The sequence below is a fragment of the Myxococcales bacterium genome (assembly GCA_022184915.1).
Classification (GTDB): Bacteria; Myxococcota_A; Polyangia; order Fen-1088; family Fen-1088; genus JAGTJU01.
Genome location: JAGTJU010000002.1, coordinates 98,988 through 123,957, shown reverse-complemented (window position 1 = coordinate 123,957; position 24,970 = coordinate 98,988). Strand labels below are relative to the sequence as shown.

The 24,970-nt window shown below is 67.5% G+C and carries 16 protein-coding genes; 8 read left to right on the top strand and 8 right to left on the bottom strand.

The annotated features are described in order from the left end of the window. Positions 1–6 precede the first annotated feature (6 nt). From KA712_08120 to KA712_08110, 3 genes are read left to right on the top strand one after another with little or no spacing between them, the layout of a single operon-like run. On the top strand, positions 7–1,164 hold the full coding sequence (locus KA712_08120) for an iron-containing alcohol dehydrogenase (protein MCG5052911.1): 1,158 nt from the start codon (positions 7–9) through the stop codon (positions 1,162–1,164). Further along, positions 1,161–1,955: a gamma-glutamyl-gamma-aminobutyrate hydrolase family protein gene (locus KA712_08115; protein MCG5052910.1), complete on the top strand. Its 795-nt coding sequence runs from the start codon at positions 1,161–1,163 to the stop codon at positions 1,953–1,955. The genes KA712_08120 and KA712_08115 overlap by 4 nt, the downstream gene beginning before the upstream one ends. A 17-nt stretch (positions 1,956–1,972) precedes the next feature. Continuing rightward, on the top strand, positions 1,973–3,361 hold the full coding sequence (locus KA712_08110) for an aldehyde dehydrogenase family protein (protein ID MCG5052909.1): 1,389 nt from the start codon (positions 1,973–1,975) through the stop codon (positions 3,359–3,361). 24 nt (positions 3,362–3,385) lie between these two features. Here the strand turns inward: KA712_08110 and KA712_08105 are convergent, their stop codons facing one another. Continuing rightward, positions 3,386–5,461, bottom strand: a complete 2,076-nt coding sequence (locus KA712_08105; GenBank protein MCG5052908.1) for a glycosyltransferase family 39 protein — start codon at positions 5,459–5,461, stop codon at positions 3,386–3,388. A 581-nt stretch (positions 5,462–6,042) separates the two neighbouring features. Here KA712_08105 and KA712_08100 point away from each other — a divergent pair. The 3 genes from KA712_08100 to KA712_08090 are packed head-to-tail and all read left to right on the top strand — an operon-like array spanning position 6,043 to position 9,025. Further along, the gene (locus KA712_08100; protein MCG5052907.1) at positions 6,043–7,254 is read left to right on the top strand and encodes a class I SAM-dependent rRNA methyltransferase; all 1,212 of its coding nucleotides are present in this window, start codon (positions 6,043–6,045) and stop codon (positions 7,252–7,254) included. A 9-nt stretch (positions 7,255–7,263) separates the two neighbouring features. Continuing rightward, positions 7,264–8,241, top strand: a complete 978-nt coding sequence (locus KA712_08095; GenBank protein ID MCG5052906.1) for an RluA family pseudouridine synthase — start codon at positions 7,264–7,266, stop codon at positions 8,239–8,241. 52 nt (positions 8,242–8,293) lie between these two features. Continuing rightward, complete coding sequence (locus KA712_08090; protein ID MCG5052905.1) at positions 8,294–9,025, top strand: YebC/PmpR family DNA-binding transcriptional regulator; 732 nt, start codon at positions 8,294–8,296, stop codon at positions 9,023–9,025. A 168-nt stretch (positions 9,026–9,193) separates the two neighbouring features. On the opposite strand, the gene KA712_08085 is transcribed toward KA712_08090, so the two are convergent. From KA712_08085 to KA712_08065, 5 genes are all read right to left on the bottom strand, one after another. Then, positions 9,194–10,474, bottom strand: a complete 1,281-nt coding sequence (locus tag KA712_08085; protein ID MCG5052904.1) for a type II toxin-antitoxin system HipA family toxin — start codon at positions 10,472–10,474, stop codon at positions 9,194–9,196. Positions 10,475–10,477: 3 nt separating this feature from the next. Further along, entirely contained in the window at positions 10,478–10,825 is a 348-nt protein-coding gene (locus KA712_08080) for a helix-turn-helix domain-containing protein (protein ID MCG5052903.1), read from the bottom strand. A 121-nt stretch (positions 10,826–10,946) separates the two neighbouring features. Continuing rightward, positions 10,947–12,785, bottom strand: a complete 1,839-nt coding sequence (locus tag KA712_08075) for a UbiD family decarboxylase (protein MCG5052902.1) — start codon at positions 12,783–12,785, stop codon at positions 10,947–10,949. A gap of 55 nt (positions 12,786–12,840) precedes the next feature. Then, positions 12,841–15,045, bottom strand: a complete 2,205-nt coding sequence (glgB, locus tag KA712_08070; protein MCG5052901.1) for a 1,4-alpha-glucan branching protein GlgB — start codon at positions 15,043–15,045, stop codon at positions 12,841–12,843. Between the two features lie 57 nt (positions 15,046–15,102). Next, positions 15,103–17,523, bottom strand: a complete 2,421-nt coding sequence (locus KA712_08065; protein MCG5052900.1) for a DUF3536 domain-containing protein — start codon at positions 17,521–17,523, stop codon at positions 15,103–15,105. A gap of 270 nt (positions 17,524–17,793) precedes the next feature. On the opposite strand from KA712_08065, the gene KA712_08060 reads away from it, so the two are divergent. Next, on the top strand, positions 17,794–18,453 hold the full coding sequence (locus KA712_08060; GenBank protein MCG5052899.1) for a TetR/AcrR family transcriptional regulator: 660 nt from the start codon (positions 17,794–17,796) through the stop codon (positions 18,451–18,453). 21 nt (positions 18,454–18,474) lie between these two features. On the opposite strand, the gene KA712_08055 is transcribed toward KA712_08060, so the two are convergent. Further along, positions 18,475–18,972: an ankyrin repeat domain-containing protein gene (locus KA712_08055; protein MCG5052898.1), complete on the bottom strand. Its 498-nt coding sequence runs from the start codon at positions 18,970–18,972 to the stop codon at positions 18,475–18,477. A 64-nt stretch (positions 18,973–19,036) separates the two neighbouring features. Beyond that, the gene (locus KA712_08050) at positions 19,037–20,257 is read right to left on the bottom strand and encodes a hypothetical protein (protein MCG5052897.1); all 1,221 of its coding nucleotides are present in this window, start codon (positions 20,255–20,257) and stop codon (positions 19,037–19,039) included. Between the two features lie 100 nt (positions 20,258–20,357). On the opposite strand from KA712_08050, the gene KA712_08045 reads away from it, so the two are divergent. Next, a complete protein-coding gene (locus tag KA712_08045) occupies positions 20,358–24,968 on the top strand; it encodes a DEAD/DEAH box helicase (protein ID MCG5052896.1) in 4,611 nt (1,536 codons plus the stop codon). The last annotated feature ends 2 nt before the right edge of the window (positions 24,969–24,970 follow it).

Below are 24,970 nucleotides of genomic sequence, written 5' to 3'. Positions count from 1 at the left end.
CCAACCATGACTGACACACCCCTGTCTCGTTTTGCGTTTCCCACCGAGATTCACTTCGGCAACGGCGCCCGTCATCAGGTGGCGCCCCGGCTCGACGCCGAAGGCCTGCGCCGGCCCCTCATCGTCACGGACAAGGCGCTCGCAGCCCTTCCGTTGACGAAAGACCTCGCCGCGTCCCTGGCGGCAGCAGGCCTCACGCCGGCCACGTTCGATGGCGTGTGGGGCAATCCGGTCGCGTCGCAGGTGACGGCCGGCGTGAAGGCCTACGCCGCACACGGCGCCGATGGCATCGTGGGACTCGGAGGCGGCGCCGCACTCGACGTGGCCAAGGCGATCGCGCTCATGGTGAACCACCCGGGGGCGCTCTTCGATTACGAAGACGAGCTGCCCGGCGCGCGCGCGATCGATCGCCCCATCCCCTTCTGGGTGGCCCTGCCCACCACCGCGGGCACCGGCAGCGAAGTGGGGCGCAGCGCCGTCATCTCGGATGACGACACGCACGTTAAAAAGATCATCTTTTCCCCGCGTCTTTTGGCCAAGGTGGTGTACGCCGATCCCGAGCTGACCGTGGGACTTCCTGCCGCCGTCACGGCTGCAACGGGCATGGACGCCCTCACCCACAACGTGGAAGCGTTTCTCGCCCGCGCCTACCACCCGATCTGCGAGGGCATTGCGCTCGAGGGCGTGCACCTGGCGGCTTTCCATCTGCCGCGCGCGGTGGCAACCCCGGAGGATCTCGAGGCCAGAGCGGGCATGTTGATGTCATCCATGATGGGGGCGATCGCTTTTCAGAAGGGCCTTGGGATCGTGCACTCCTCGGCACACGCCCTGGGAACGGTCTGCAACATGCACCACGGGCTGGCCAATGGCGTGATGATCGACCACGCCCTGCGCCTCAATGTGGACGCCGTGGGTGACAAGTTTCGTCGGCTGGCGCAAGCCGCGGGCCTGACCGACCCCGGGGCGCCCGCGTTCTTTGCGTGGCTCGAGCGCCTCAAGGCCCGCATCGGGATCCCCGCCACGCTCACCGCGGCGGGCGTCAGCCGCGACCACCTGAGCGCGCTCGTGGACGTGGCCGTGGCCGACGGCTGTCATCAGAACAACCCTCGCCCCTGCAACCGGGACGATTTCCAAACCCTCTTCGAGAAGGCGTTTTCCTCGTGACGGCACCTCTGCGCATTGGTCTATCGGCCGGGTTCCTCCACGCCGATCCTCAGCGGGCGCTCTTCAAGGGCAAGACCCTCAAGTACGTCGAGCAGCAGCTCTCCCACTGGATCATGTCGGAAGGCGCGCTGGCCTATCTCATCCCCTCCCCCGACCGCCAGCATGCGGTGGCCCTCGACGCCTTCGCGCTCGACCTCGACGGCCTGGTGTTGCAGGGGGGGGCAGACGTTGCGCCCGAAAGCTACGGGGAAACACCCCTGCAGCCAGACTGGAGCGGCGACCCGGTGCGTGACGCCTATGAGATCGCGCTCATTCGCGCCTTCATCGAGCTTGGCAAACCCGTGTTCGGCATCTGCCGCGGCCTGCAGATCCTGAACGTGGCCCTGGGCGGATCGCTTTACCAGGACATCAGCACCCAGGTGGCCGGCGCGTTCGTGCACCGCGATTGGCACGTCTACGACCAGAACTTTCACAACATTCGTGTCCACCACCCAAGCCTCCTCGCGTCGCTCTACCCGAATACGGCCACGGCGCGGGTGTGCTCGGTCCACCACCAAGCCGTCAAGGAGGTGGGCCAACACCTGCAGGTGGAGGCCCGCTCGATCGACGACGACGTCGTGGAGGCCCTGCGCTACACGGGCCCCTCGTGGGCCTTCGGTGTGCAGTGGCATCCCGAGTGGCACGATCCGAACGATCCCGCCCTGATGGACGGTCGGGTGTTGCTGCAAGACTTTTTGACGGCGGCTCGCAAACGTCGGCACGACGGGCGGCCCGGACAAGATCAACGCTAGGCGAAAGCGATACCGACATGACCCGAAGCACGACACAGATGCTGCAAATCTGGAACCCCGCCACGGGCGAGGTGATCGACGCCCTGCCCGCCGACGACCGCGCCGCCGTGATGGACAAAGCCCACCGCGCCCGCGAGGCCCGCGTGCGCTGGGCGGCCACCCGCCTCGAGGAGCGCATCGCCACGTTGGCGCGGTTTCGCAAGCTCGTGGCGGAGCGGGTCGAGACCCTGGCGAAGACCACCACACGCGAAACGGGAAAGCCCGTCACCCAGGCGCGCAACGAGATCAAGGCGCTCGACGGGCGCTTGGCTTTTTTCCTCGAGAACGTCGCGCCCACACTGGCGGCGCGCACCGTGTTTTCGGATGACACGCTCGAAGAGCGCATCACCTGGGAGCCGCTGGGGGTCGTGGCGAACATCTCGGCCTGGAATTACCCCTACTTCGTGGGCAGCAACGTCTTCGTGCCGGCGCTGCTGGCCGGCAACGCCGTTTTGTATAAACCCTCGGAGCACGCCACGCTGACGGGGCTGGCGCTGGCGAGCTTGCTGCACAATGCAGGGGTGCCCGAGAGCGCCTTTCAGGTGGTCGTGGGGGGAGGCCACGTGGGGGCGGCGCTCGTCGAAGCCCCCATCGACGGGATTTTCTTCACGGGCTCGCACGCGACCGGCGTCAAGGTGGCAGAGGCGGCCGCCAAGCAGCTCTCGAAGGTCCAGTTGGAGCTGGGCGGTAAGGATGCGGTTTACGTGATGGACGACGTGGACGTGGACCGGGCCGCCGAGGCCACGGCAGACGGCGCGTTTTACAATGCCGGACAAAGCTGCTGCGCGGTGGAGCGGCTCTACGTACACGAAAGTGTCTACGACGCCTTCGTGGAGAAGTTCCTGCAAACGGTGGATGCCTTCGTCGTGGGGGATCCCATGGATGAACGCACGTACTTGGGACCGCTCACCCGCGCCGCGCAGCTCGACGTGCTCGACGCGCAGGTCGATGATGCCCGCGCCGAGGGGGGCCACGTACGCCGCGGCGGTGCACGGCTCGACCGTGCGGGTTTTTTCTTTGCGCCGACGGTGGTCACCGAGGCCAACCATCGCATGCGCCTCATGCGGGACGAGACCTTTGGCCCGGTGATCGGCATCCAGAAGGTCACGGACGACCTCGAGGCGGCGGCGCTCATGCGGGACACGCCCTACGGCCTCACGGCGAGCATCTACGGGCAGGACCAAACCCGCGCCGAGGCGCTCTTGGCGACGATGGAGACGGGCACGGTCTACTGGAATTGCTGTGATCGGGTGAGCCCCCGCTTGCCCTGGTCGGGGCGAGGCCATTCAGGCCTGGGCAGCACGCTCTCCACGCTGGGCATCAGCGCGTTCGTCCAGCCGAAGGCGTGGCATCTGCGCCGCCCCTGAGAGCCCACGGGCAGGGCCACGCGCCTAAAGATCGGCGTGGCCGAGCACGAACTTGTTGTTGCGATCGTGAATCAGCGTGAACGACGCGCGGGATTCGGCAGGTAGCAAACTGACGAGCCGCCCCTGGCGCGCCCGCTCGAGCATGAAAAACACCCGCCGGCCGCGGTGCCGCCCCAACCAGGCCTGCAGATCCTGATCGGCGGTGCCCGTGTCGAACACGGTGCGATCCTCCTTGGGCCCCTCGTAGATCTCGTTCTTCGTATAAAAGGTTTCGCCTCGCCAGTACATCATGTAGGCCACGAGCTTTTCTTCCGGGGAGCGCCGGGCCTCGTAGTACGCCGCAAGGGGGTCTTTTTGGGTCCAGTAGGGCGTGACCCGCGGCATGTAGACGTCCAGCAGAAAATACGTGAAGACCACGGCCGATAAACTGGCGCCCAGGACCCCGAACGCTTGGGTGCGGCGCCAGCACAGCAACACCGCGCCGAGCGCAAAGAGCGCCACGAACACCACCAGGCTCATTGAAAAGTCGAGCCCCTGCGGCCAGGGCCGCCCCGTGGGGCTGTGCACGTAGTCGTAGTTGAACAGCCACAGAAAGAGCTGTGCGCCCTGGGGTGCCTTCGTCAGGTCGAAGGCCACGAGCCCAAGCAAGGGCAAGCCCACCAGGGCCGCAAGCCGCGCGGCGCGCGCATCGCCGCGACGGAGCAGATCATCGACAAAGCTCCCCACCACGATCGCCAAGCCGGGAAGGGCGGGCAGCACGTAGTGGTGGAACTTGGTCATCGACATCGACACCACCGCATAGGCCGATACGAACCAAATGCCCCCGAAGAGGTAAATGCCCTGGCGGCGTTGCCCCGCGGGGGACACGTCGTCCGCCCTGCGGCTGACGAGCGCGGTGAGCGCGGCGGGCGCCAGCGCGATCCACGGCAAGAGCGCGAACCCCAGCTCGCGCAGGAAGTACTCGAAGGTGCCGCGATCCCCGTGCCGCCCCAGCACCATGCGGCGCCAGTGGTTGTCGCCGAACAGCTCGGTCCAAAACGCCCAGCCGTGGCGAATGATCATGCTGTGATGCCAGGGCGCCGCGACCAGCACCACCGCGAGCACCGAGACCAGGACCGCGGGCAAGAGCTGAGCCCGCTGGACGCGCTTCCAGTTCCAGGTGAACGCCAGGTAGGCCACGAACACGATCACGGGCAGACCCAAGCCCGCGAGCCCCTTGGCGAGCACCGCCAAACCGCAGAGCATGGCCGCCAGGTAAAAATAAAGCGGCGCACGGTATCGGGCACGGGCGGCCAGCCACACGAAGAGCAAGGCGCCAAGGTCGTAAGGGATCATCGCCACCGCGCCGTACATCAGCACGCGGCGCCCGCCTCCCAGCGGCACCCACAGCTTGAGGTCCACGGAGTACACCAGGAGCTGCGGCAGCACGAGCAGCAAAAAGACGGCCACCGTGAGGTAAAACGTGCGGTGATGGGGCCAGCTGCGCCAGCCCTGCCCCCGGCGCGGCAGGGGCACGTCGGCGTCGTCGAAGAGGGCCAGCGCCGCCAGGGACAACGCCAGCGTCATGGGTCCCACGAACGGCATGTCGGTCATGGCCTGACGGGCGATGAGCGAGAACATGGGGCTCGTGGCCAGCACCAGCGTGGACAAGAGGGCTGCACGCCGGTTCACGAAGCGGGCAACGACCAAAAAGACCCCCACGAGCGCCATGGCCGCAAAGAGGGCCATGGGCACGCGCATCGCCCACTCGACCCGGGAGGACAATGCCATTTCACCCGGGGCCCCGCCGGGCAAACCCACCCCCGCAAGGTGCATGCCCAGGCTGAGGACCCAGAAGGTCAACACGGGCTTCGACCAAAAGACGTCCGCGTCCCTCGGTGAACCGGGCCACCACAAGGAAATGAAGTCGCGCCGCAGGGTCATCTGCCGCGCCACCTCACCGTAGTGCGTCTCCCAGGGATCCCACAGGCCGTAGGAGCCCGCGAAGGGCAGGTAAAGCAGGAGCGCACAGCCGATGACCACGGCCACGAGCTGCCCTTCGCTGAGGGATTCCAGGCGGAGGCCCCGACGTTCGGAGGGGGGCACCGAAGCCCTAGACATGGCGCCCCGGCCGGACGAAGAGAGCACGCGCGAGAGGTTCACGAAGGGTCACGGGAGGAGACGTTTACCATCGCCAGGCAGGGGCGCAAAGCCCCAACGCACCGCGCCTCACTGAGCGTCCCTTCACCCGCTCGACGCAAAAATGCGACGGGCGAATCTCCGGTGCTCACCGGTGACTCGCCCGTCCTTCATCCCCTCACGTTTCGGACCTCAGGGGGTGCACACCCTTTTTGGTCCCAGCGGCACCGCGACACCCCTCACAAACCCCTTGCACCTCGGGTGCCGCCGGCCACACTCCTGCCCGTTGCCTTCCCTCCACCCCTTCCGAGTGTGACGGCAGCCCAAACGCCCTCCCCCCACCTTCGCGCCCGGGTCCTCCTCCCGGACACGCCCCCCCCTCACTTGCCCCCCTCCCCGCCGCCCGCATAGCCACCCCGTCTCGCCGCCGCCCTGACTCGCCGCTCCCCTCCCCGCTCCCCGCTCCCTGCTCCCGACCCCTTCGACCGCCCACCCCTCGCCTCGTGCCCTGAGTTTCGGCAGAGTCGTCGGGGAGCTTGAGCCCCTCGCTTCACTTTTTTTCCATGGCTTTTTCCGACCTCCCCACCGTGTCCCTCAAAAAGCCGCTCGAGCGGGCCCTGCGCCTGGGGCACCCCTGGGTCTACCGGGAGGCCCTCGACCCCACGCCACGCCTGGCGTCGGGCACGCTGGTGTCGGTGGTGCGTTCGGCAGAGGCGCTCGCCTGGGGCTACTGGGACGCCGCCTCGCCGATCGCCGTGCGGGTGCTGGGCCTCGGGGCGCCCCCCGCGCACACGTCCGCGGGGGCGCGCGCCGCTGCCGAAGCGCTCGTGCGGGCGCGCTTGACCGACGCTCTTTGCCGGAGGCTCGAACGGCTCGACCGCAGCCAAACGAACGCCTTTCGCTGGGTCCATGGCGAGGCGGACGGCCTGCCTGGCATCCACGTGGACATCTACGACGTGGCGGCCACGGTCCGGCACGACGGCGAAGGCCCCCAGGCCTTTTTCGAGGGCACCTTGGGCCTGCAGAGCCTGCTCCGCGAGACAGGCGCGGCCGTGGGCCTCACCCACACGCTCGTGCGCCGCGCGCGGGGCGCCGCGGGCGAGGGCGACTGCCCGGTGCGCTCCGTACGCGAGAACGGCCTCTCTTTCGCCGTGGACCTACAGTTTGGCCAAAAGGGCGGGCTTTTCCTCGATCAGCGTGAAAACCGCGCGCGCCTCGCGCCCCTGGCCCACGGCAAGCGGGTCTTGAATTTGTTCGGCTACACGGGGGCCTTCTCCGTCTACGCCGCAGCGGCCGGGGCCCTGCATACCGACACGGTCGACATCGCGCCCGGTGCGATCGCCGCCGCGAAAGACAACTTCGCGCTGAACGCACTGCCACTCGATCGCGCCGGCTTTTACGCCGAGGACGCATTTGCCTTCCTGGAAGCGGCGGTGGCCCGGGGCCAAACCTGGGACATCGTGATCACCGACCCCCCGAGCTTCGCCCCCAGCGAAAACGCGCTGCCCGCAGCCCTCGGCGCCTATGAGCGCCTGCACCGCAGGGCCGCGCAGGTGGTGGCCCCCGGCGGCCTCTTGGCGGCGGCCTCGTGCTCGAGCCACGTGCCCCGCAAGGCCTTCATGCAGACGGTGCACGAAGGCGTGGAGAAAGGCACGGGCAAGCGGTTCTTCCTCGAGGCTTACGCGGGCGCAGGCTTCGACCACCCCGTGCGGGCCGCCTTCCCCGAAGGGGATTATCTCAAGTTTGCGCTGGGGCGCCTTTCGCCTCGCAGCTGAAAGCCGAGCATGTCCGACCACGAGTCACGTAGTTTTGGGGATGAGGCCTTTTTGGCCTTGCCCGGTCAAACCCTCGCGGCGGCGCTGCGCGCGGCGCTGCCCGACCGCAGCTGGTCGGCCGTCAAACAGCTCTGTGCCTCGGGCAAGGTAAGGGTGAACGGCACGCTCGCGCTGGACGCGGCGCTGCGCCTGCGCGGAGACGAGCACGTCACACTGTCGATGAACGCGCCCCGCAAGGATCGCAACAAGCCGTTCGCCGAGATCCTCTTCGAGGACCCGCACCTGGTCGTCATCAACAAACCCGAGGACGTGTCCACCGTGCCTTGGGATCCCAAAGAGAGTGGCACCGCCCTCGATCTCATCCGCGAGGCGTGGCGCCGGCAAAAGCGCGCGGCCACAGCCACACCGCTTCTGGTGGTGCACCGGCTCGACAAGGACACATCAGGCGTGCTCGTGTTCGCGAAGTCGAAGCTGGGCGAGCGAGGCCTTCACCAGGTGTTCAAACACCACGAAGCCGACCGCGAATACGTGGCCGTGGCTCACGGCGGGGTCCAGCGGCGCAGCTTCACCTCCCACATGGTGGAAAACCGCGGTGATGGCCTGCGCGGCAGCACCCGCTTCGCCGAGCAAGGGCGTCACGCGGTCACCCACGTGCTGGGCAGCCAGGTGGCGCCGCTCGTGCCGCCCTTCGACACGGGCGCCCCGGACGGGCGCAGCGTCTCGCGCTGCCGGGTGAGGCTCGAGACCGGACGCACGCATCAGATTCGCATCCACTTCGCCGAGTCCGGCCATCCCCTGGTGGGCGAAACCGTGTACGTGCGGGATTTTCGCCGCGATGGCCACGAACCTCTGCCGGCCGCCCGGTTGCTGCTGCACGCCGAGACCCTGGCCTTCCAGCACCCGGTGACCCACAAGACGCTGTCTTTTGCGGTGCCGCCCCCGGCCTCGTACGAGGCGCTGTGGACCCGGCTGACCGGCGCGCGCTGAGACCGCAGAGACCTCCACCGCCGCCCGGGTTTCTGATACATGTAGAGGGGTCATGGGACGTATTTTCGAAACGCGCAAAGCGACGATGTTTGCCCGCTGGGACAAAATGGCGAAAGCCTTCACCCGCGTGGGCAAGGAAATCGCGATCGCCGTCAAGGCTGGAGGACCGAACACCGACAGCAACCCTGCCCTTCGCCGCGCTCTGCAGAACGCGCGCACGGCCAACATGCCGAAGGACAAGGTGGAAAACGCCATCAAAAAGGCGAGCGGCCAGGGCGCCGAGAGCTACGACACGGTGCTGTACGAAGGCTACGCCCCTCACGGCATCGCGGTGGTGGTGGAGACCGCCACCAACAACATCGTGCGCACCGTGGCCAACGTGCGCAGCATCTTCCGCGCGAACGGCGGCAGCATGGGCGCCGAGGGCTCCGTGGTCTTCCAGTTCAAGCGCATGGGCGTGTTCCGCATCGATCCGGCCTCGGTGGAAGGCCGCAACCTCGACGAGCTCGAGCTCGAGCTCATCGACCACGGCCTCGAAGAGATGGGCGAAGGCACCAACGAAAAGGGTGACAAGGAGATCGTCGTCCGGGGCGCCTTTCAGGGCTTCGGTGAGCTGCAAGCCGCCATCGAAAAGCTCGGCCTGACGGTCCAGTCAGCCGCCTCCGAGTACGTGGCCCAAAACCTCGTCGAGCTTCCCGAGGACAAGGCCACGGAGGTCCTCAAGCTCATCGACAAGATGGAACAGGACGACGACGTTCAGCACGTCTTCCACAACCTGGCGTAGGGCCGCCGCACCCGACGGCCCCAACGTCTTCCACGGCGAGTGGAACGACACCATCCACCCGCCCGTGCCGTGGATCGAGCGGAAAAACGCGCCGGCGTCCTGCTTGGGCTTGAAGCCAGATCCCGAGCTTTCCAGACGACGGTGCCATTTTTCGCTTGCTCGTGGTTTTCACGACTCCACGACGCGGAACGCACGCCGCATACGATCCTGGGCCATGCGCGAGATCCCATTGGCAGCTGCGACCTCGCGCCACTTTCTGACGGCGAACGTGATCTCATCCACGAGTTCTTCCGCTCGACGCGGCTTTACCCGGAACGCGGAGGCCACCGAGATGGCCAGGTCGAGGTCTTGGGCGTTGTCCGTCTCGGAGATGTTCAGCTTGAGGCCGGCGCCATCAGGGTCGGGGTTCATGTCATAGGCCGGGGCGAGCGCCCAGCCCGTGGGGGTGAGCATGAAGCCGTGGTTGCGCAAGTGATCGTCGGTATTCGATACGCAGACGAAGAAGATGATGCGGCGGAAAAGCTGCTCGAGGTCGGTAGACGTGTTCGAGCCAAGGCGGATGAGCAAGTCAGCCAAGTCCAGGTAGCTGACCCCGTCATCTGCGTTCTGACCGTCAACACGGCCAAGCAAGGTCATGGCCGAGGCGAAATGTAGCCGACCACCGCGGACGGATCGATCGAAACGGCGGCTCAGGAAGGTGTGATGAGCCGAGCGACCTCCTGAACCTTTTCCGAAGCGACGTAATTGGGCGTCAGGAACGACGAGTCCGGAGCTCGCGGCGAGTTCGTGTACCACCATCTCCCAGGCGCCGATGTCGTCATCGTCATGGCGACTCGGGAACTTCGCAATCCAAAGCGCATCACCTTCATCGCGAACGCTCGCCTTGGGACGCGCTCCGCCAAGCGACCCGCCCGGGGCAATGAGCATGCGCAGCCAGCGGCCATAATCGGGGTCGTTTTCGGCCCCCTCTCGTTCGAGTTCCAGGCTTGCATGCTCGAGGTCTCGCAGGGAGGTCCAGGGAGGAGACGCAAGCTCGTCATTGTCATCGAGGAACCGTCCGTTCACTCTGAATCGAATCGCACCCATGCGGTGCCCATCGTGGACGCCCAGCAGATAGTCCGATTCGAGGAGATGCCGTTCTTGTCGACCTTCGACGCGGGCAAGTTGGGCTTCCCGGCGACGCATGAGAACACGCCCCCAGCGGTCAGGACACGAGTCAAGGAAGACGCCAAAATTCTCTCGATCTTTCGCTGGATACTGGGGCCCCCGATAAAGGGCCAACGAGGGATCGAGCTCTCGCCGTGCGCTCGTGGACAGCCACGCTTTGTCATATTCGAAGGCGAAGATCTCTTTGCCACGGGAGGGCGTCGCCGTAAGTTGGCCCATCAGGACGGGGCCCCGAAGCCCTGCCCAGTCGGCGGCGACCTCGATGATTCGCTGCTTGCCCATGCGTCACGAGCGTTCTTCGCTCCCTCTTCGCGGACCTTGCGCACTCTTGATCGCACGGCGGCGCGTAGGAAGCTGCGCGTCTTGAAGCTTGCGACCCAGCTCGTCGTCGCGCGCGAGGAGCGAAAGATCGTCATGAAGACCCAAACTGTGGAGCACGTTGACGTACGAGGCGAGGCTGACACCTGGCGCCCCGCTCTCGACGGCCCTCAACGTCGGGCGCGACATGCCGGCCCTCTCCGCAACGACTTCCATCGAAAAACCCCGCCGAAGCCGAGCGAGTCGTAGACGCTCGCCGAGGTCTTTCAGCAGTCGCTGGACGACGGGATGGGGGGCGGAGGTCACCTGGGCCATAACAGCAACTATTATTGCCATTAATGCGAAATGGTGGCAACAATAATTTACGAAAGCCGTTTGCAGTGGCGTTTCGAGCTCGTCGCTCTCTTCTCAGACTCTCGGAGGGACTGCCGCGAAATTAAAGCCCGAGCGCGCCCAGCGGGCCACCGGCAGCGCACAGTGCGTCCACCCGCCGGCTGACCTCGGGATCTTCCTCGAGCGGCGGCGCGTGGTGGGGCTTGATACGGGCGTCGATGACCACCGCGCCCGTGCAGCCCCAGTGTTTGTCTTGAATGAACGCACCGATGCCGCTCACGTCCACCGCCGGATTCGATCGGGTGAACACCACCCACACGAAGTTGTGGAGCTGCCGGGCCACGAAGGCCGGATCGTCGACCAGCACGATGAGCGGAAAGCGGTTGATGCCCGCATCGGGTGTAAAGGCGCCGCAAAAACGCTCGCGGGATTCGGCGCACGCGGCGGGGGCGCCGGCCGCAGGCGCCTTGATGGCCAAAACGCCGGGCAGGCACACGGTGGGAGCGGAAAAGCCCTCGGGCAGCGCAAGGTCGCTGGGCACCGTCGTGGGCAAGGTGCGTACGGCAGGGCCCACCGCGGCCACCACCAGCTTCGAGCCCTGGTTGAGCCCCGTACCCGAGTAGTCGAGCGTATCGATCGTCGTGCGTGTCTGGAAATGCAGATCGCGCCGGGGATCGAAGCGCGCCAGCAGGTGCTGGAAAAACGCCCCGACATCGTGCACGTCGGGTGGCCCGTCGCCGTCGGCGGCCATGAACAGATACTTGGCCAACGAAAGCTGCCCCTGTCCCAGAATGGCGTTGGCCTGCGTGAGCAGCTCCTGTGGCTCTTTCGGCGTGTCGTAGGGCGTGTAGCGCTCGCTGCCCACGGCCAGCAAGAGCGGGTGCACCCCTGAAGCGTCCACGGCGTGCACGGCTTTGACCCCGGGCAACACCGCGGGGATGAGGGGCCCGGTCAGTTCATGGATGAGCTGCCCGAACACGGTGTCCTCTTGCGGGGGCCGTCCCACCACGGTGAAGGGCCAGATGGCATCGCGGCGGTGGTAGACGCGCTCGACGCGCATCACCGGGAAGTCATGGGTCAGGCTGTAATAGCCGAGGTGATCGCCAAAGGGGCCTTCGGGCTTGCGCGCCTGGGGCGCCACCTCGCCCACGAGGCAAAAATCTGCCTCGGCGTGCACGGCAGGTGCGCCCGCGCGGGAGGCCATACGCACCCGCCGCCGGTTGAGGGCCCCGGCGAAAGCCAGCTCCGTCAGCCCCTCGGGCAGCGGCATCACCGCAGCCAGCGTCATGGCCGGAGGCCCGCCCACGAAAATGCACACCTTGAGGGGCTCGCCGCGCGCCAGCGCCGCCGTGTGGTGCACGCCGATGCCGCGGTGGATCTGATAATGAAGTCCGATCTCTCGATCCCTCTCGTAGTCGTTCCCTGCAAGCTGCACGCGGTACATGCCCAGGTTGCTGCGCATCACGCCGGGGCGGTGTGGATCTTCGGTGTACACCTGCGGCAGCGTGATGAACGGGCCTCCGTCGCGGGGCCAGCTCACGAGAGAAGGCAGTTCGCCGAGGCGGGCCTCGTGGGCGAACACAGGCCCTCCTCTCACGCGCTTTGGAAGCGCGTTCAGGGCAAACAGGGGCACCCCCAGGTATCGAAAGGGACGCCGCCACGCCTGGGAAGGATCGACCTTTAGCTCGACCAAACGCCGCACGGGCTCGAGGGCGTCGCGAAAAATGTACCGGGCCCGCGCAAGGGTGCCAAAGAGGTTTCCCACCATGGGGAACCGGCAGCCCTTCACCCGCGTGAAGAGCAGGGCCGGTCCCGCCGCGCGGTACACGCGGCGTTGAATCTCCGCCATCTCCAGGTGAGGATCGATCTCGGCGTCCACCCGAACGAGCTGCTTCGTTCGGGCAAGATCGTCCACGCAGGCAAAAAGCGAGCTGTATCCCATCGAGGCGTTTTAGCTTCGGATGCCGCCCGGCACACCGGCGTGTCAGGCGAAGCGCTCAGGCGCTCGGCACCTCGAGCCACAAAACCCCAAGCGGCGGCAAGGTGAGGTTGAGCGAGAAGGGGCGCCCATGGTGGGGCACGTTCTCGGACGCCACGGCGCCATCGTTGCCCACGTTGCTTCCCCCCCACACGGCGGCGTCGGTGTTCAAGAGCTCACGGTACTGGCCCGCACGCGGCACACCCATGCGGTAGCCGTGGCGGGGGACCGGGGCGAAGTTGCCCACGCAGATCACACTGCGCCCCGTAGCAGGCGACTTGCGCAAAAACGCAATCACGTTGTCATCGGCGGAGTGCGAATCGATCCACTCGAAGCCCTCGGGGCTTTCGTCCACTTCGTGCAGCGCGGGCTCACTCTTGTACACGCGGTTGAGATCCGCCACCAGCCACTGAAGCCCCTGGTGGTCTTCGCCCATGAGCACGTTCCAATCGAGGCTCTGGGTGTGTTTCCACTCCTGCCACTGGCCGATCTCTTGCCCCATGAACAACAACTTTTTGCCGGGATGAGCCCACATATAGGCGTAAAGCGCGCGCAGGTTGGCGAACTTCTGCCAGCGATCACCCGGCATCTTGTCGAGCATCGAACCCTTACCGTGCACGACCTCGTCATGCGAGAACGGCAAAATGAAGTTCTCACTCCAGGCGTAGACCAGACCGAAGGTAAGATCGTTGTGGTGGTAGCGCCGGTAGACCGGATCTTTCGAGAAGTACTGGAGCGTGTCGTGCATCCAGCCCATGTTCCACTTGAAGCCAAAGCCCAGCCCGCCGAGGTAGTTGGGGCGGCTCACGCCGGGCCATGCGGTGGACTCTTCCGCGATCATCAACACGCCGGGATAATCCCTGTGAACCACCTCGTTGAGCTCACGCAAGAAAGTGACAGCCTCGAGGTTCTCACGGCCACCGTATTGATTCGGCACCCATTCGCCCTCCTTGCGGCTGTAGTCGAGGTACAGCATCGACGCCACGGCATCCACCCGCAGGCCATCGATGTGGAAGCGGTCGAACCAGGACAGCGCGCTCGCGATCAGGAAGTTGCGCACCTCACGGCGGCCGAAGTTGAACACGAACGTGCCCCAGTCCGGATGTTCACCCTGGCGTGAGTCCAGGTGCTCGTAAAGCGCCGTTCCATCGAAGCGTCCGAGCGCGAACTCGTCCTTCGGGAAGTGCGCGGGCACCCAGTCGACCAGCACGCCGAAGCCCTTGTCGTGCAAGTAGTCCACGAAGTACTTGAAGTCGTCGGGAGAGCCGAAGCGGCTCGTGGGCGCAAAATAGCCGCTCACCTGGTAGCCCCAGCTGCCGTCGAAGGGGTGCTCGAACACGGGCAAAAGCTCGACGTGGGTGAAGCCCATGCGGCCGAGGTAGTCCGCCACCTCGGGTGCCAACTCGCGGTAGGTCATGCTGCGGTTGCCGTCCTCGGGCACACGCTTCCACGAACCGAGGTGCATTTCGTAAACGGAGAAGGGCGAGCGCCAGGGGTTGGAGGCCTTCCTCTGCTGAAGCCACGCGTCGTCGTTGAAGCTATAGGAAGACTTCACCACCACCGAAGCTGTTTGGGGGGGATGCTCGGCGGCCTGCGCGTAGGGATCGGCCTTGAGCACGATGCCCCCATGCGCCTTGCGCAACTCGAACTTGTAGCGGGCCCCCGCGCCCACCCCGGGCAAAAAGAGCTCCCAGATACCCGAGCCGCCCAACATACGCATGGGGTTCACGCGGCCGTCCCAGCCGTTGAAGTCACCCACCACGCTCACGCCGCGGGCGTTCGGGGCCCACACGGTAAACGAGGTGCCTTCCACACTGCCCATGCGCATCACATGCGCGCCCATCTTTTCGTAGAGCTTCTCGTGCCGTCCCTCGCCGATGAGGTGCAGATCGAGATCACCAAGGGTGGGCAAAAAGCTATAAGGGTCGACCTGCTCGTGCGACTCGCCGTCGTGATAGTCGAAGCGCAACTTGTAGGGGAAGACCTGCTGGGCGTCGGGGAAAAGACCCGCGAAGAGGCCGTTGTCGTGAACCTTCTCGAGCGGCAGGCGCGCGCCCTCGGCAAGCACCGTCACGGAGCGGGCATGGGGCTGGAACACGCGGACCACGACGCCAGCGGGCGTGGGATGCGCACCCAGGATTGCATGCGGATCGTGGTGCTCCAGCGCCAAAAAGAGCGCGAGCGACCTGTCATCGATGAGGAGGGGGGGATTTTGTTTCGACATGCGACGTGATCCGTTTCGACAAGGTGCGAGGGGTGAACGAAGGGTACGAACGGACGGTCAAGTCCTGGGCTTGACGCCCACGGCTTTGGCCAGCTGCACCAGCGAGGTTTTCCAATCCCGATGCGATTTGAACCCGAGGTAGACGAGCTCTTGAGAACGGCCGAGGTTGGGCTTGAGTCCCAGCGGCTCGGTCAGGTTGGCCAGCGCCGTGGCCGCAGCGAACTTGTCCTGCGTGGGTTCGGCAAAGGCGTCGGAGACCACGTCGGCCAGCGTACGTCCGAACAGCCGCCCCGCCCGGCTGGTGTCAATCTTGAATCCCCGCCGCTTCACCTCCCGTGCGATCTCCAGCGCCCGCTCGTACGCAGCCGGATCGGAGCTGCCGTGCGCACGCCGGATCTCTTCCTCGAAGCGGCGCCCCAAGGTGAACTCCGCCGCCCGAACCAGCTCTTCCGGAAGCTCGAGCCCGGCCTCCTGAAGCATGTCGAGAATGCGCTGGTTGCTCTCGAACATCGCCACGTACTGCTGTGAAAAACGCGTCACGATGTTGCCGTACACCAGCTCGGAGATGCGGTGTTGGCCCTCTTCCAGGATGGATTCGAGCCCGTAATCCTCGGGCCCCATCGACTCTTGAATGAGGCGCAGCAGGCGCGGCAAGGTGGCCGTCCGGTACACGCCCCAGATCTTCTGCGTGGCCTGGGCGAAGGCCTGGCCACCGGGGAAGGGCTGGCACACGCAGTAAAAATCGACGCCGCCCATGTGCACCGACGTAAAGCCCCAGTCGGTCAGGCGGCCGGTGGGCACGTCTTCGAGTTCGAGGCGGCCCGTCGCCAAGGTGAGGCGTCCGTGACGGTGCTTCTGGAAAGACGTTCGGCAGTACCGGTAGCCCGAAATCATGCCCTCGGCGGCCTCGCCCTCGACGAGGCTCATGATGCCAAGGTGCGCCGCCACCCTGTGCGTGGAGACACGCATCGGCTCCACCCACTTGCGGTAGATGTCGGCGCCCGTGCCGTGTTCCTTCACGTTGCTGCGTGCCTCGCTGAGGCGGGCGAGGAAACGCTCGCGCGGCGCTTCGATGCCGAGCGCGTCCATCTGATCGAAGACGCGCTCCGCGTACTTCAGGATCTGCACCGTCTCGATTCCCGAGATGTCGGCGAAAAACCAGCCGCAGCTCGTGTACATCAGCATGGCGTTGCGCTGCATCTCGAGCAGAGCCAGCGCGCGCTCACGTTCCCGCGTGGACAGCGGCCGGCTTTGGAAGCGCTCGAGCCAGGCCTCGCGGGAGCGGCTGCGGTCGAGCACCAGCTCGATGTACGCATCACGGGCAGCCCACGGGTCCAAGAAGAGTTCCCGGCCTTCGCCATCGAAGTGGTTTGCGGCCGTGTCGCGCAGCAGGTCCAGCGCCGCGCGCAGGGGGCCGCGCCACGCTTGATTCCAGCCCTGTTGGGCGCCGGTGTTGCAGCCGCAGTCGCGGTACCACCGGCCCACACCGTGAGCGCAGCTCCAGGCGGTGCCTTCACCGTCAGGGCCCGTTTTGATCCGCACCTCCATCGTGGGGGGATTGCGGGCGAGGAAGGTGCCGTAGTTCATCACCTCGAAGCCCTGGGCAGGGGCCTCGTGCACGAGAGCGTGCGCCAAGCCGAGCTCACCGAACTTGGTGTGGTGCCCGTAGCTCTCGCCGTCCGTGGCGATGTGAACCAACTTGGTGTTGGGGCTCACCCCTTGGGACAAGCGCCAAACCAGCGCCTGGCTCGAGGCCAACGCGCCCTCGAACGCGATCGAGCGCGACTTCGGCCCGTCGTAAAAGAAGACGGCGATGGAGCGCCCTGAGCCGTCGCTGTGGAAGGCCTCATAGGCCATCGACGGGTCGATGCTGCCGTCTCCCACGGACTGCCAGGCGCCCGCGCCGGGCTTGCCGTTGGCCGACAGGGGCCGCACCTGCTCGGCCTGGTAGGGCGACAGAACGACATACGCCAGGCCCTCTTCGATGAGCGTCTCCAGGGTGGCCTGGTTGCAAGCCGTCTCCGGCAGCCACAGCGACGCGGGCCTCCGCCCGAAGCGATGCTGAAAGTCCGCGATGCCCCAGCGAACCTGCGTCACGCGATCCCGCTCGCTACACAGGGGCAGGATCGCGTGATTGTAGCCCTGGGCAATCGCGCTGCCGTGTCCCCAGTGCTGGGCGCTCATCCGGTCGGCTTCGATGATGCGCAGGTACGTTGCGGGATGATGCGTCTCGAGCCAGGACAGCAACGTGGGCCCCAGATTGAAGCTGAGGTAGGCGTAGTTGTTGACGATCTCCTGGATCTGCCCGTAGTCCCCCACGATGCGCGCGAAGGCGTTCGGGCGGTAGCACTCCCTGTAGATCCGCTCGTTCCAGTCGTGTTCTGGGTGGGCGCTGGGCTCCCGGTCCACATTGTTGGTCCAGGGGTTTTCTCGCGGCGGCTGATAAAAGTGGCCGTGGATGACTAGGGCTGTCGCCATGGGCGTGAGACTAGCGCACCCTGACAAATCCGCCTACCCGGCACACCCGCCCTGGCATCCGTAGCGCACCGCCCCGCATCCACCCCGAAACGTTCGCCTACGAGGCTCGCGACGCAGATCTCCAGTCGCTTTTTTGTCACCTCGGTTGAGTCGCCCGAAAGCTGCGCCTTCAACACCTTGAAAACACAAGATTGTTACGACATGACATCTTGACAGTCAGCTTTCAGAGCGGGAGCATCGTTCGTAAACGACCCTCAAGGAGACCGGGTAGTGACCCAAGACAACCTCGCCACCGTGGGGCGCCGGGAGCGGCGCAAGCAACAGACCCGACGAGCCCTGCTGGATGCGGCCATGGAGCTCTTCGCCGAGCGGGGGGTCTACGCCACCCGGCTCGAGGACATCACCGAGCGGGCCGACCTGGGCAAAGGGGCCTTCTACAATTACTTCGAATCGAAGGACGCCCTCATCGCCGAGCTGATCTCGGAAGGGGTTCAGCGCCTCTCCGTGAACCTTCAGGGCCTCGACCCCGAAAAGCCGTTCAACGACCGCGTTGGATTCGTCATCACGGCACACGAACGCTTCTTCGACGAGCACCCCGAGCAGATCGTGCTCTTTCACCAGGCCCGCGGCTTGCTCAAGCTGAAGACCCAGGGCACGAGCCGCTTGCGGCAGGCCTTTGCCAACTACCTCGTGGTCATCGCGGGCGCGCTGTGGGGCGACGAGGGCGTGACCGCCGAGTCACATCCCCGCCGGCTCGACATCGTGACGGCTCTCGTGGGCGCGATCACCGGGTACCGTTCGTTCCGCATCGCCGTGGGCGCCCCCGTCAACCCTGACACGATCGTTGGCGTGCTCACCGCCGGGCTGCCCGATGACGAGACGGTGCGTTCCCGTGGGGCCACCCGGCCAAGCGTGAAGGCGCAAGGCTAAATCAAGGCGCCGCCGCCACGGTCAGTGGCCGCGGCACTCGTTCGCCAGGGGCTCGAACGGAACACCGAGGCGCCCGGCGAGATCCTGGGCGCAGTAGCCTGCGGGGTTGGGCGCTGTATCGCTTGCGCCCTGCCGCCGGAGGAACTGCACCACGGCCGACGACGAGAGGCCCACGATCACGGCCTGCCACAGCACGGAGCTGCCGGCCCAGTCCTGGGCGTTGACGTCGGCCCCGTACGTCACCAGCAAATAAGCCAGGGACAGATCACGGCGGCGCGCCGCCAGATGCAAGGGCGTGGCGCCCTCGCGATCCCGGGCGTTGGCGTCGGCGCCGGCTTCGAGCAACGCCCGCACGGCGTCACGGTCGCCGCTCAGCACGGAGAGGTGAAGAGGCGTTCGGTACGTCTCGTCTCGGCCTTCGGTGTCGGCCCCGCGTGCCAGGAGGCTGCACACCCACGCGGCGTCACCGAAGGTGGCGGCGTCCACGAGTTGTTGAGCCAGCGGGTAGGGATGCTGCATTGATTTCCGTTCTGCCCGCCTGTCCGAACTGCGTCAAGAAAGCGATCGTGTGTGCGGGCGTGATTCATTCCCCCCGCGCACGTGCGGCGGCCACGCTCCGCCGCCACGCCCGCAGCGGTCCGGCAAGACTTGCCAGCGCAAACAGCCAGGCGAGCGCCACCGTCGCCACCTCACCTCGTGCGGCGCCGGCCAGCTGGTAGCCCGCGATGCCGAGCGCGGGTCCCAGGAAGTACCCAAGGCCCACGAGCCCCTCGAAGGTGCCGCCCGCGTCGACCTGCGCGTGGCCCACGGCCAGGCCGTAGTAGAGCGAGGCGTAGTAGAGGACGGCCATGCCCGCGCCGAACAGGGTCAGCGCGAGCGTGAACAGCCACGCCGTGGGCGCAAGCAGCGCACACGCCATGCCGGTGCCCAGCGCGACACCCCCTCCCAGCAGCGTGCTCCAGCGGCCATGCCAAAACGAAGTGGCCGCCAGCAGCGCCAAGGTGGCGAAGCGGCTGACCATCCAGGTGGAAGCCAACACGGGCGCCACGTCGGGTTGCACTCCCAAGGCCAAAAGGCGCGCCGGGAGCACCGGGGAAAGAACGGCGGCCATGAGATACGCGAGCGGCAGCAGCCAGCGGGTGGCGTCGCGCAGGAAGCGATAGTCGGCGCCCACGCTTTGGCGCGACCGCTCGGGATCGTGGTGCGCGGGGCGCGCGGGAAAACCGGCCACCGCCACCATCGCTACGCCGTTGCACAGAGCGCTCGTCCAGATGCTGGCCAGCGGCCCGAGGCGGGTCACCCAGGGCATGAGCAAAAGGGGCACCGCCACCGCGGGGGTCCAGGTCACGTTGAACCACCCGATGGTCTTGCGCAGCTCGGGCCCGTGACGGCCCGCGCTCATGAAGCTCTCGACGAGCGGCCAGACCACGGCCGAGGCCGACGTGCCGACAAGCGTGGCCAGCCAGAACAGGAGCTCCGACGTGGGCGCGCAGGCGGGCAACACCGCCGCCGCGGCCCAGGTGGCCAACACCAGCAGCAACGACGTGCGCGGCGCCAGGCGGCCGAGGGGACCGCGCGTGAGCCAGCCCGCCGACCACGCCCACACGGTGTAGGCCGCCCCCAAAACGCAGGCCAAAACGAGGTTACGCAGGGGCGAAAAGTGGTGAACGCGCGCCGAGACGAAGAACATGGCGCTCCAGAACGCCCCGCCGCTCACCGAGCCGAAAAACGTGGCCACCAGCACCCGGGCAAGGGGCGTGAACGACGTGGCGGGGTGCGCGGACGAGGCGTTGCGGGGGGCCATGGCAGGCGCGCAGCCTCCAGCAAGACCGCGTCCCTGGCAACTCTTGCCGGTCGTGGCTGCTGCCCCGGCGGCCGACGGAACGGCATCCTATGCTTGGCCCATGCTGCCCTCCGCGCTGCCCGCGGCCCTCGCCGGCTTCCACCCCGCCGTGGGGACGTGGTTTGCGCGCACCTTCGCGGCTCCCACGGCGGCCCAAAGCCAAGCCTGGCCCGTGTTGCAGCGAGGCGAGAGCACCTTGCTCTTGGCCCCCACCGGCAGCGGCAAAACCCTGGCGGCCTTCCTGCACGCCATCGACCGGCTGATGTTTGCGCCGGTGCCCGCGACGCCGCGCTGCCGCGTGCTTTACGTGTCCCCGCTCAAGGCGCTTGCCGTGGATGTCGAGCGCAACTTGCGCGCGCCGTTGACGGGTATCGGTCACGTGGCCCTCGATCGCGGCGACGTGTTCCACACGCCGTCGATCGCGCTGCGCACGGGCGACACCCCCGCGCGGGAGCGGGCGCGGCTTCTGCGCGCGCCCGCGGACATCCTCATCACCACACCCGAATCGCTTTATCTGCTGCTCACCTCCCAGGCCCGCGAGGGGCTGCGCCACGTCGAGACGGTGATCGTGGACGAGATCCACGCGCTCGTGCCCACCAAGCGGGGCGCGCATCTGGCGCTGTCCCTGGAACGCCTCGAGGCGCTGGGGGGACGGCCCCTGCAGCGCGTGGGGCTGTCGGCCACGCAGAACCCGCTCGCCGAGGTGGCCCGCTTTTTGGGCGGCCTCGCAGGGCGCGCCGAGCCGGCCCCCGCGCCCGAAGATCCGCTGGTGTTCGGAGACACGACCGATAAAGCGGCCCCGTACCGCCCCGTCACGATTGTGGATGCGGGCCTCAAAAAGGCCCTGGCTCTCAGGGTGGAGGTGCCCGTGGAGGACATGCGGGAGATCGGCCGTGTGATCGACATCCCGAGCGGCCCGGCTGCACAGGGCCCCGTGCGCGCCTCGATCTGGACGGCCATGCACCCGCGCCTGCTCGAGCTGGTCAAGGCACACCGGTCGACGCTCATTTTCGTGAACAGCCGCCGCATCGCCGAGCGTCTCGCCGCCGCACTGAACGAGCTGGCTGGGGAGACGCTGGTGTACGCGCACCACGGCTCTCTCGCGCTCTCCCAGCGCGCCGAGATCGAAGACCGTCTCAAGCTAGGGCAGGTGCGCGCGCTCGTGGCGACGTCTTCGCTCGAGCTCGGCATCGACATGGGCGCGGTGGACCTGGTCGTGCAGATCGAAGCGCCCCCTTCGGTGGCCAGCGGCCTTCAACGGATCGGCCGAGGCGGCCATCAGGTGGGCGCCACCAGCCAGGGCGTTCTGTTTCCCAAGTACCGCGCCGATCTGCTCGCGTGCGCAGCCCTCACGCGCGCCATGAACGAAGGTGAGGTCGAGCCGGTGGCGTACCCGCGCAACGCGCTCGACGTGCTCGCCCAGCAGCTGGTCGCGATGGTGGCCATGGAGCCGTGGGGCGCCGAAGCGCTCTACGAAACCGTGTGCAAGGCCGCACCCTACGCACACCTTCCGCGCGCGGCGTTCGAGAACCTGCTCGACATGCTGTCGGGCCGCTACGCGTCCGACGACTTCGCCGAGCTGCGGCCACGCCTCACCTGGGATCGTGCGGCCGGCACCTTGAGCGCGCGCGAGAGCGCCCGGCGCGTGGCTGTGACGAGCGGGGGCACCATCCCGGATCGCGGCCTTTACGGCGTGTACCTGGCGGTGGGCAGCGAACGGGGGCACGCCCGCATCGGCGAGCTCGACGAAGAGATGGTGTTCGAGAGCCGGCCCGGGGAGACCTTTGTCCTCGGCGCCTCGACGTGGCGGATCGAAGAGATCACACACGATCGTGTGCTGGTGTCGCCTGCGCCCGGCGAGGCGGGCAAGATGCCCTTTTGGCGCGGCGACGCCGCCGGGCGCTCGGTGCAACTGGGACGCAAAGTGGGCGCGCTCGTACGCGAGCTGCGCGGGCTTTCCGCCGCCAGCGGACGGGCGTTGCTGGTCAAGCGCCACGGGCTCGACGAGGCGGCGGCCCAGAACCTGCTGGCGTTCCTCAGCGATCAGGCGGCGGCCACGCGGGTGGTGCCGGACGAGCGCACGCTCGTGGTGGAGCGGGTGCGCGACGAGCTCGGCGACTACCGCGTGTGTGTGTTGTCGCCGCTCGGGGGCCGGGTGCACGCACCCTGGGCGATGGCGGTGGCGGCCCGGGTGCGCGCGGAAACGGGCGCCGAGGTCGAAACGATGTGGACCGACGACGGCCTGGTGGTGCGTTTTCCCGAAACGGAAAACCCTCCCGATGTCCGGCTGCTCCTGCCCGAGCCGGAAGAGCTCGAGGATCTGCTGATGCAGCAGCTCGGGGGCACCGCCGTGTTCGCCGCGCGCTTCCGGGAGGCTGCCTCGCGCGCGCTGCTCCTGCCTCGCCGCCACCCGGGACGGCGCGCGCCGTTGTGGCAAACGCGCAAGCGCGCCGCCGACCTGCTCGCGGTGGCGGCCCAAGCGGGCTCGTTTCCGATCCTGCTCGAGGCTTACCGCGAGTGCCTGCGCGACACCTTCGATCTTCCCGCCCTGCTCGAGGTGCTGCGCGGGATCAAGAGCGGACAGATCGCCGTTCACACCGTGGACGCCGACGTGCCCTCCCCCTTCGCGGGCACCCTGCTTTTCGGCTTCGTGGCCAACTACATCTACGACGGCGACGCCCCCTTGGCCGAACGGCGGGCGCAGGCGCTTTCCATCGATCAGGCGCAGCTGCGGGAGCTCCTGGGTGACGTCGAGCTGCGCGATCTCCTCGATCCCGAAGCGCTCGAGACGCTCGAAGCCGAGCTGGTCCAACCCGTGCCGCGCGAGCGGCTGCGCACGGCCGACGGGCTCGCCGATCTGCTGCTCCGCCTGGGGGAGCTGTCCCGCGCCGAGATCGAGCGCAAAATGCTCCCGGGCACGGCCGCGGCCGCGCTCACAACCTTGTTGCGCGAACGGCGCGCCGTGGAGCTCTTCGTGGCCGCCGAGCCGCGTGTGCTGGCCATCGAACACGCGAGCCGCTACCGCGACGCTTTGGGCTTGCCCCTGCCTCCCGGGCTTCCTGAGTCGCTGCTGCGTCCGGTGGCCGATCCTCTGGGCGACCTGCTGTTGCGTTACGCCCGCACCCACGGCCCCTTCACGACCGCCGAGCCGGCGGCGCGCTGGGGGGTCCCGGCCGCCACGCTCGCGCCCACCTTGCGGCGCCTGCGTGAGGCCCAAAAACTGCTCGAGGGGGCCTTCCGGCCGGGCGGCCGCGAACGCGAGTATTGCGCCCCCGAGGTCTTGAGCAGCCTGCGCCGGCGCTCCCTGGCGAAGCTGCGCAAAGAGGTCGAGCCTGCAGCCCCTGCCGTACTGGCACGCACGATCGCGCACTGGCAGGGGCTGAGACAAAAGCGTGGGGGCCTCGACGCCGTCATGGACGCGGTGGAGAAGCTGCAGGGGGCGCCGCTGCCGGCCTCACTCGTCGAAACCGAGATCTTCCCCGCGCGGGTCGACAATTACCTGCCCGGAGATCTCGACGCCCTCGCCGCCGCGGGCGAGCTCGTCTGGGTGGGCCTGTCGCCGCTCGGCCCCCGCGACGGCCGCGTGGCGCTCTACCTCACCGATGCGCTCCCGCGCCTTCACCGCGCGCCCACCGTGGACGAAGACGCGCTGACCCCGCGGGAGCGTGCGGTGCTCATAAACCTGCGCGGCGCGGGGGCCTCGTTCTTCGCCGCCGTGGCCGAAGCGGTGGGCGGCTTTGCCAACGAGACCGTGGAGGCGCTTTGGTCCTTGGTGTGGAAGGGCCTGGTCACGAACGACACCTTCGGCGTGTTGCGGACGTACACGCGTCCTGCGGGTGAGCGCAGCGGGAGGCGGGTGCTGCGCGACGGACGTTCCTTTCAATCGCGACGCCTCGCGCCCGCCAACGCGCAGGGGCGGTGGTCCCTGGTCGAAGCGCGCACGGCTCATCGGGCGCGCCCGAACGACACGGAGCGGGCCGCCGCGCTGGCCCGGCAGCTGCTCGAGCGGCACGCCCTTTTGACCCGCGACGCGCTGGCGGCCGAGGATCTCGTGGGCGGGTTTTCCGCCGTGTACGACACGCTCAAGCTCATGGAGGAAGCCGGCCGCATTCGCCGCGGGTACTTCGTGGAGGGCGTGGCCGCCACACAGTTCGCCGAGCCCGCCGCCCTCGAGCTTTTGCGTGCGCTGCGTACGCCCCCCGAAACGCCCGAGGTCTTGTGCCTCGCCGCTTTGGATCCCGCCAACCCGTACGGCTCGCTCTTGCCGTGGCCGGCAAGCCCGGAGAGTCCGGCCGCTGCCAGCGGCGATCCGGAGGCCGAAGGGCCAAATCCCCGCGCCTTGCTGCGCACCGTGGGCGCGCACGTGGTGCTCGTCGATGGGCAGCTCGGGGCGTATCTTTCGCGAGGCCATCGCCAGCTGCGCGTGTGGCTGCCCGAAGACGAGCCCGACCGCGGACGCAGGGCCCGGCTCGTGGCCGAAGCCATTGCCCATCACGCACGGCACGGGGGGCAGACAGGCGAAGGCGTGCTGCTCACGCACATCGAGGGCGCTTCGGCGCGGGTGCATCCCTTCGCCGACGCGCTGGTGCAGGCAGGCTTCGTGGCCACGGCGGCCGGCCTCCAGATGCGGCGGGGCCCCCGAGACAAAGGGGTCGCGCCCCGCCGCGCGTGAGC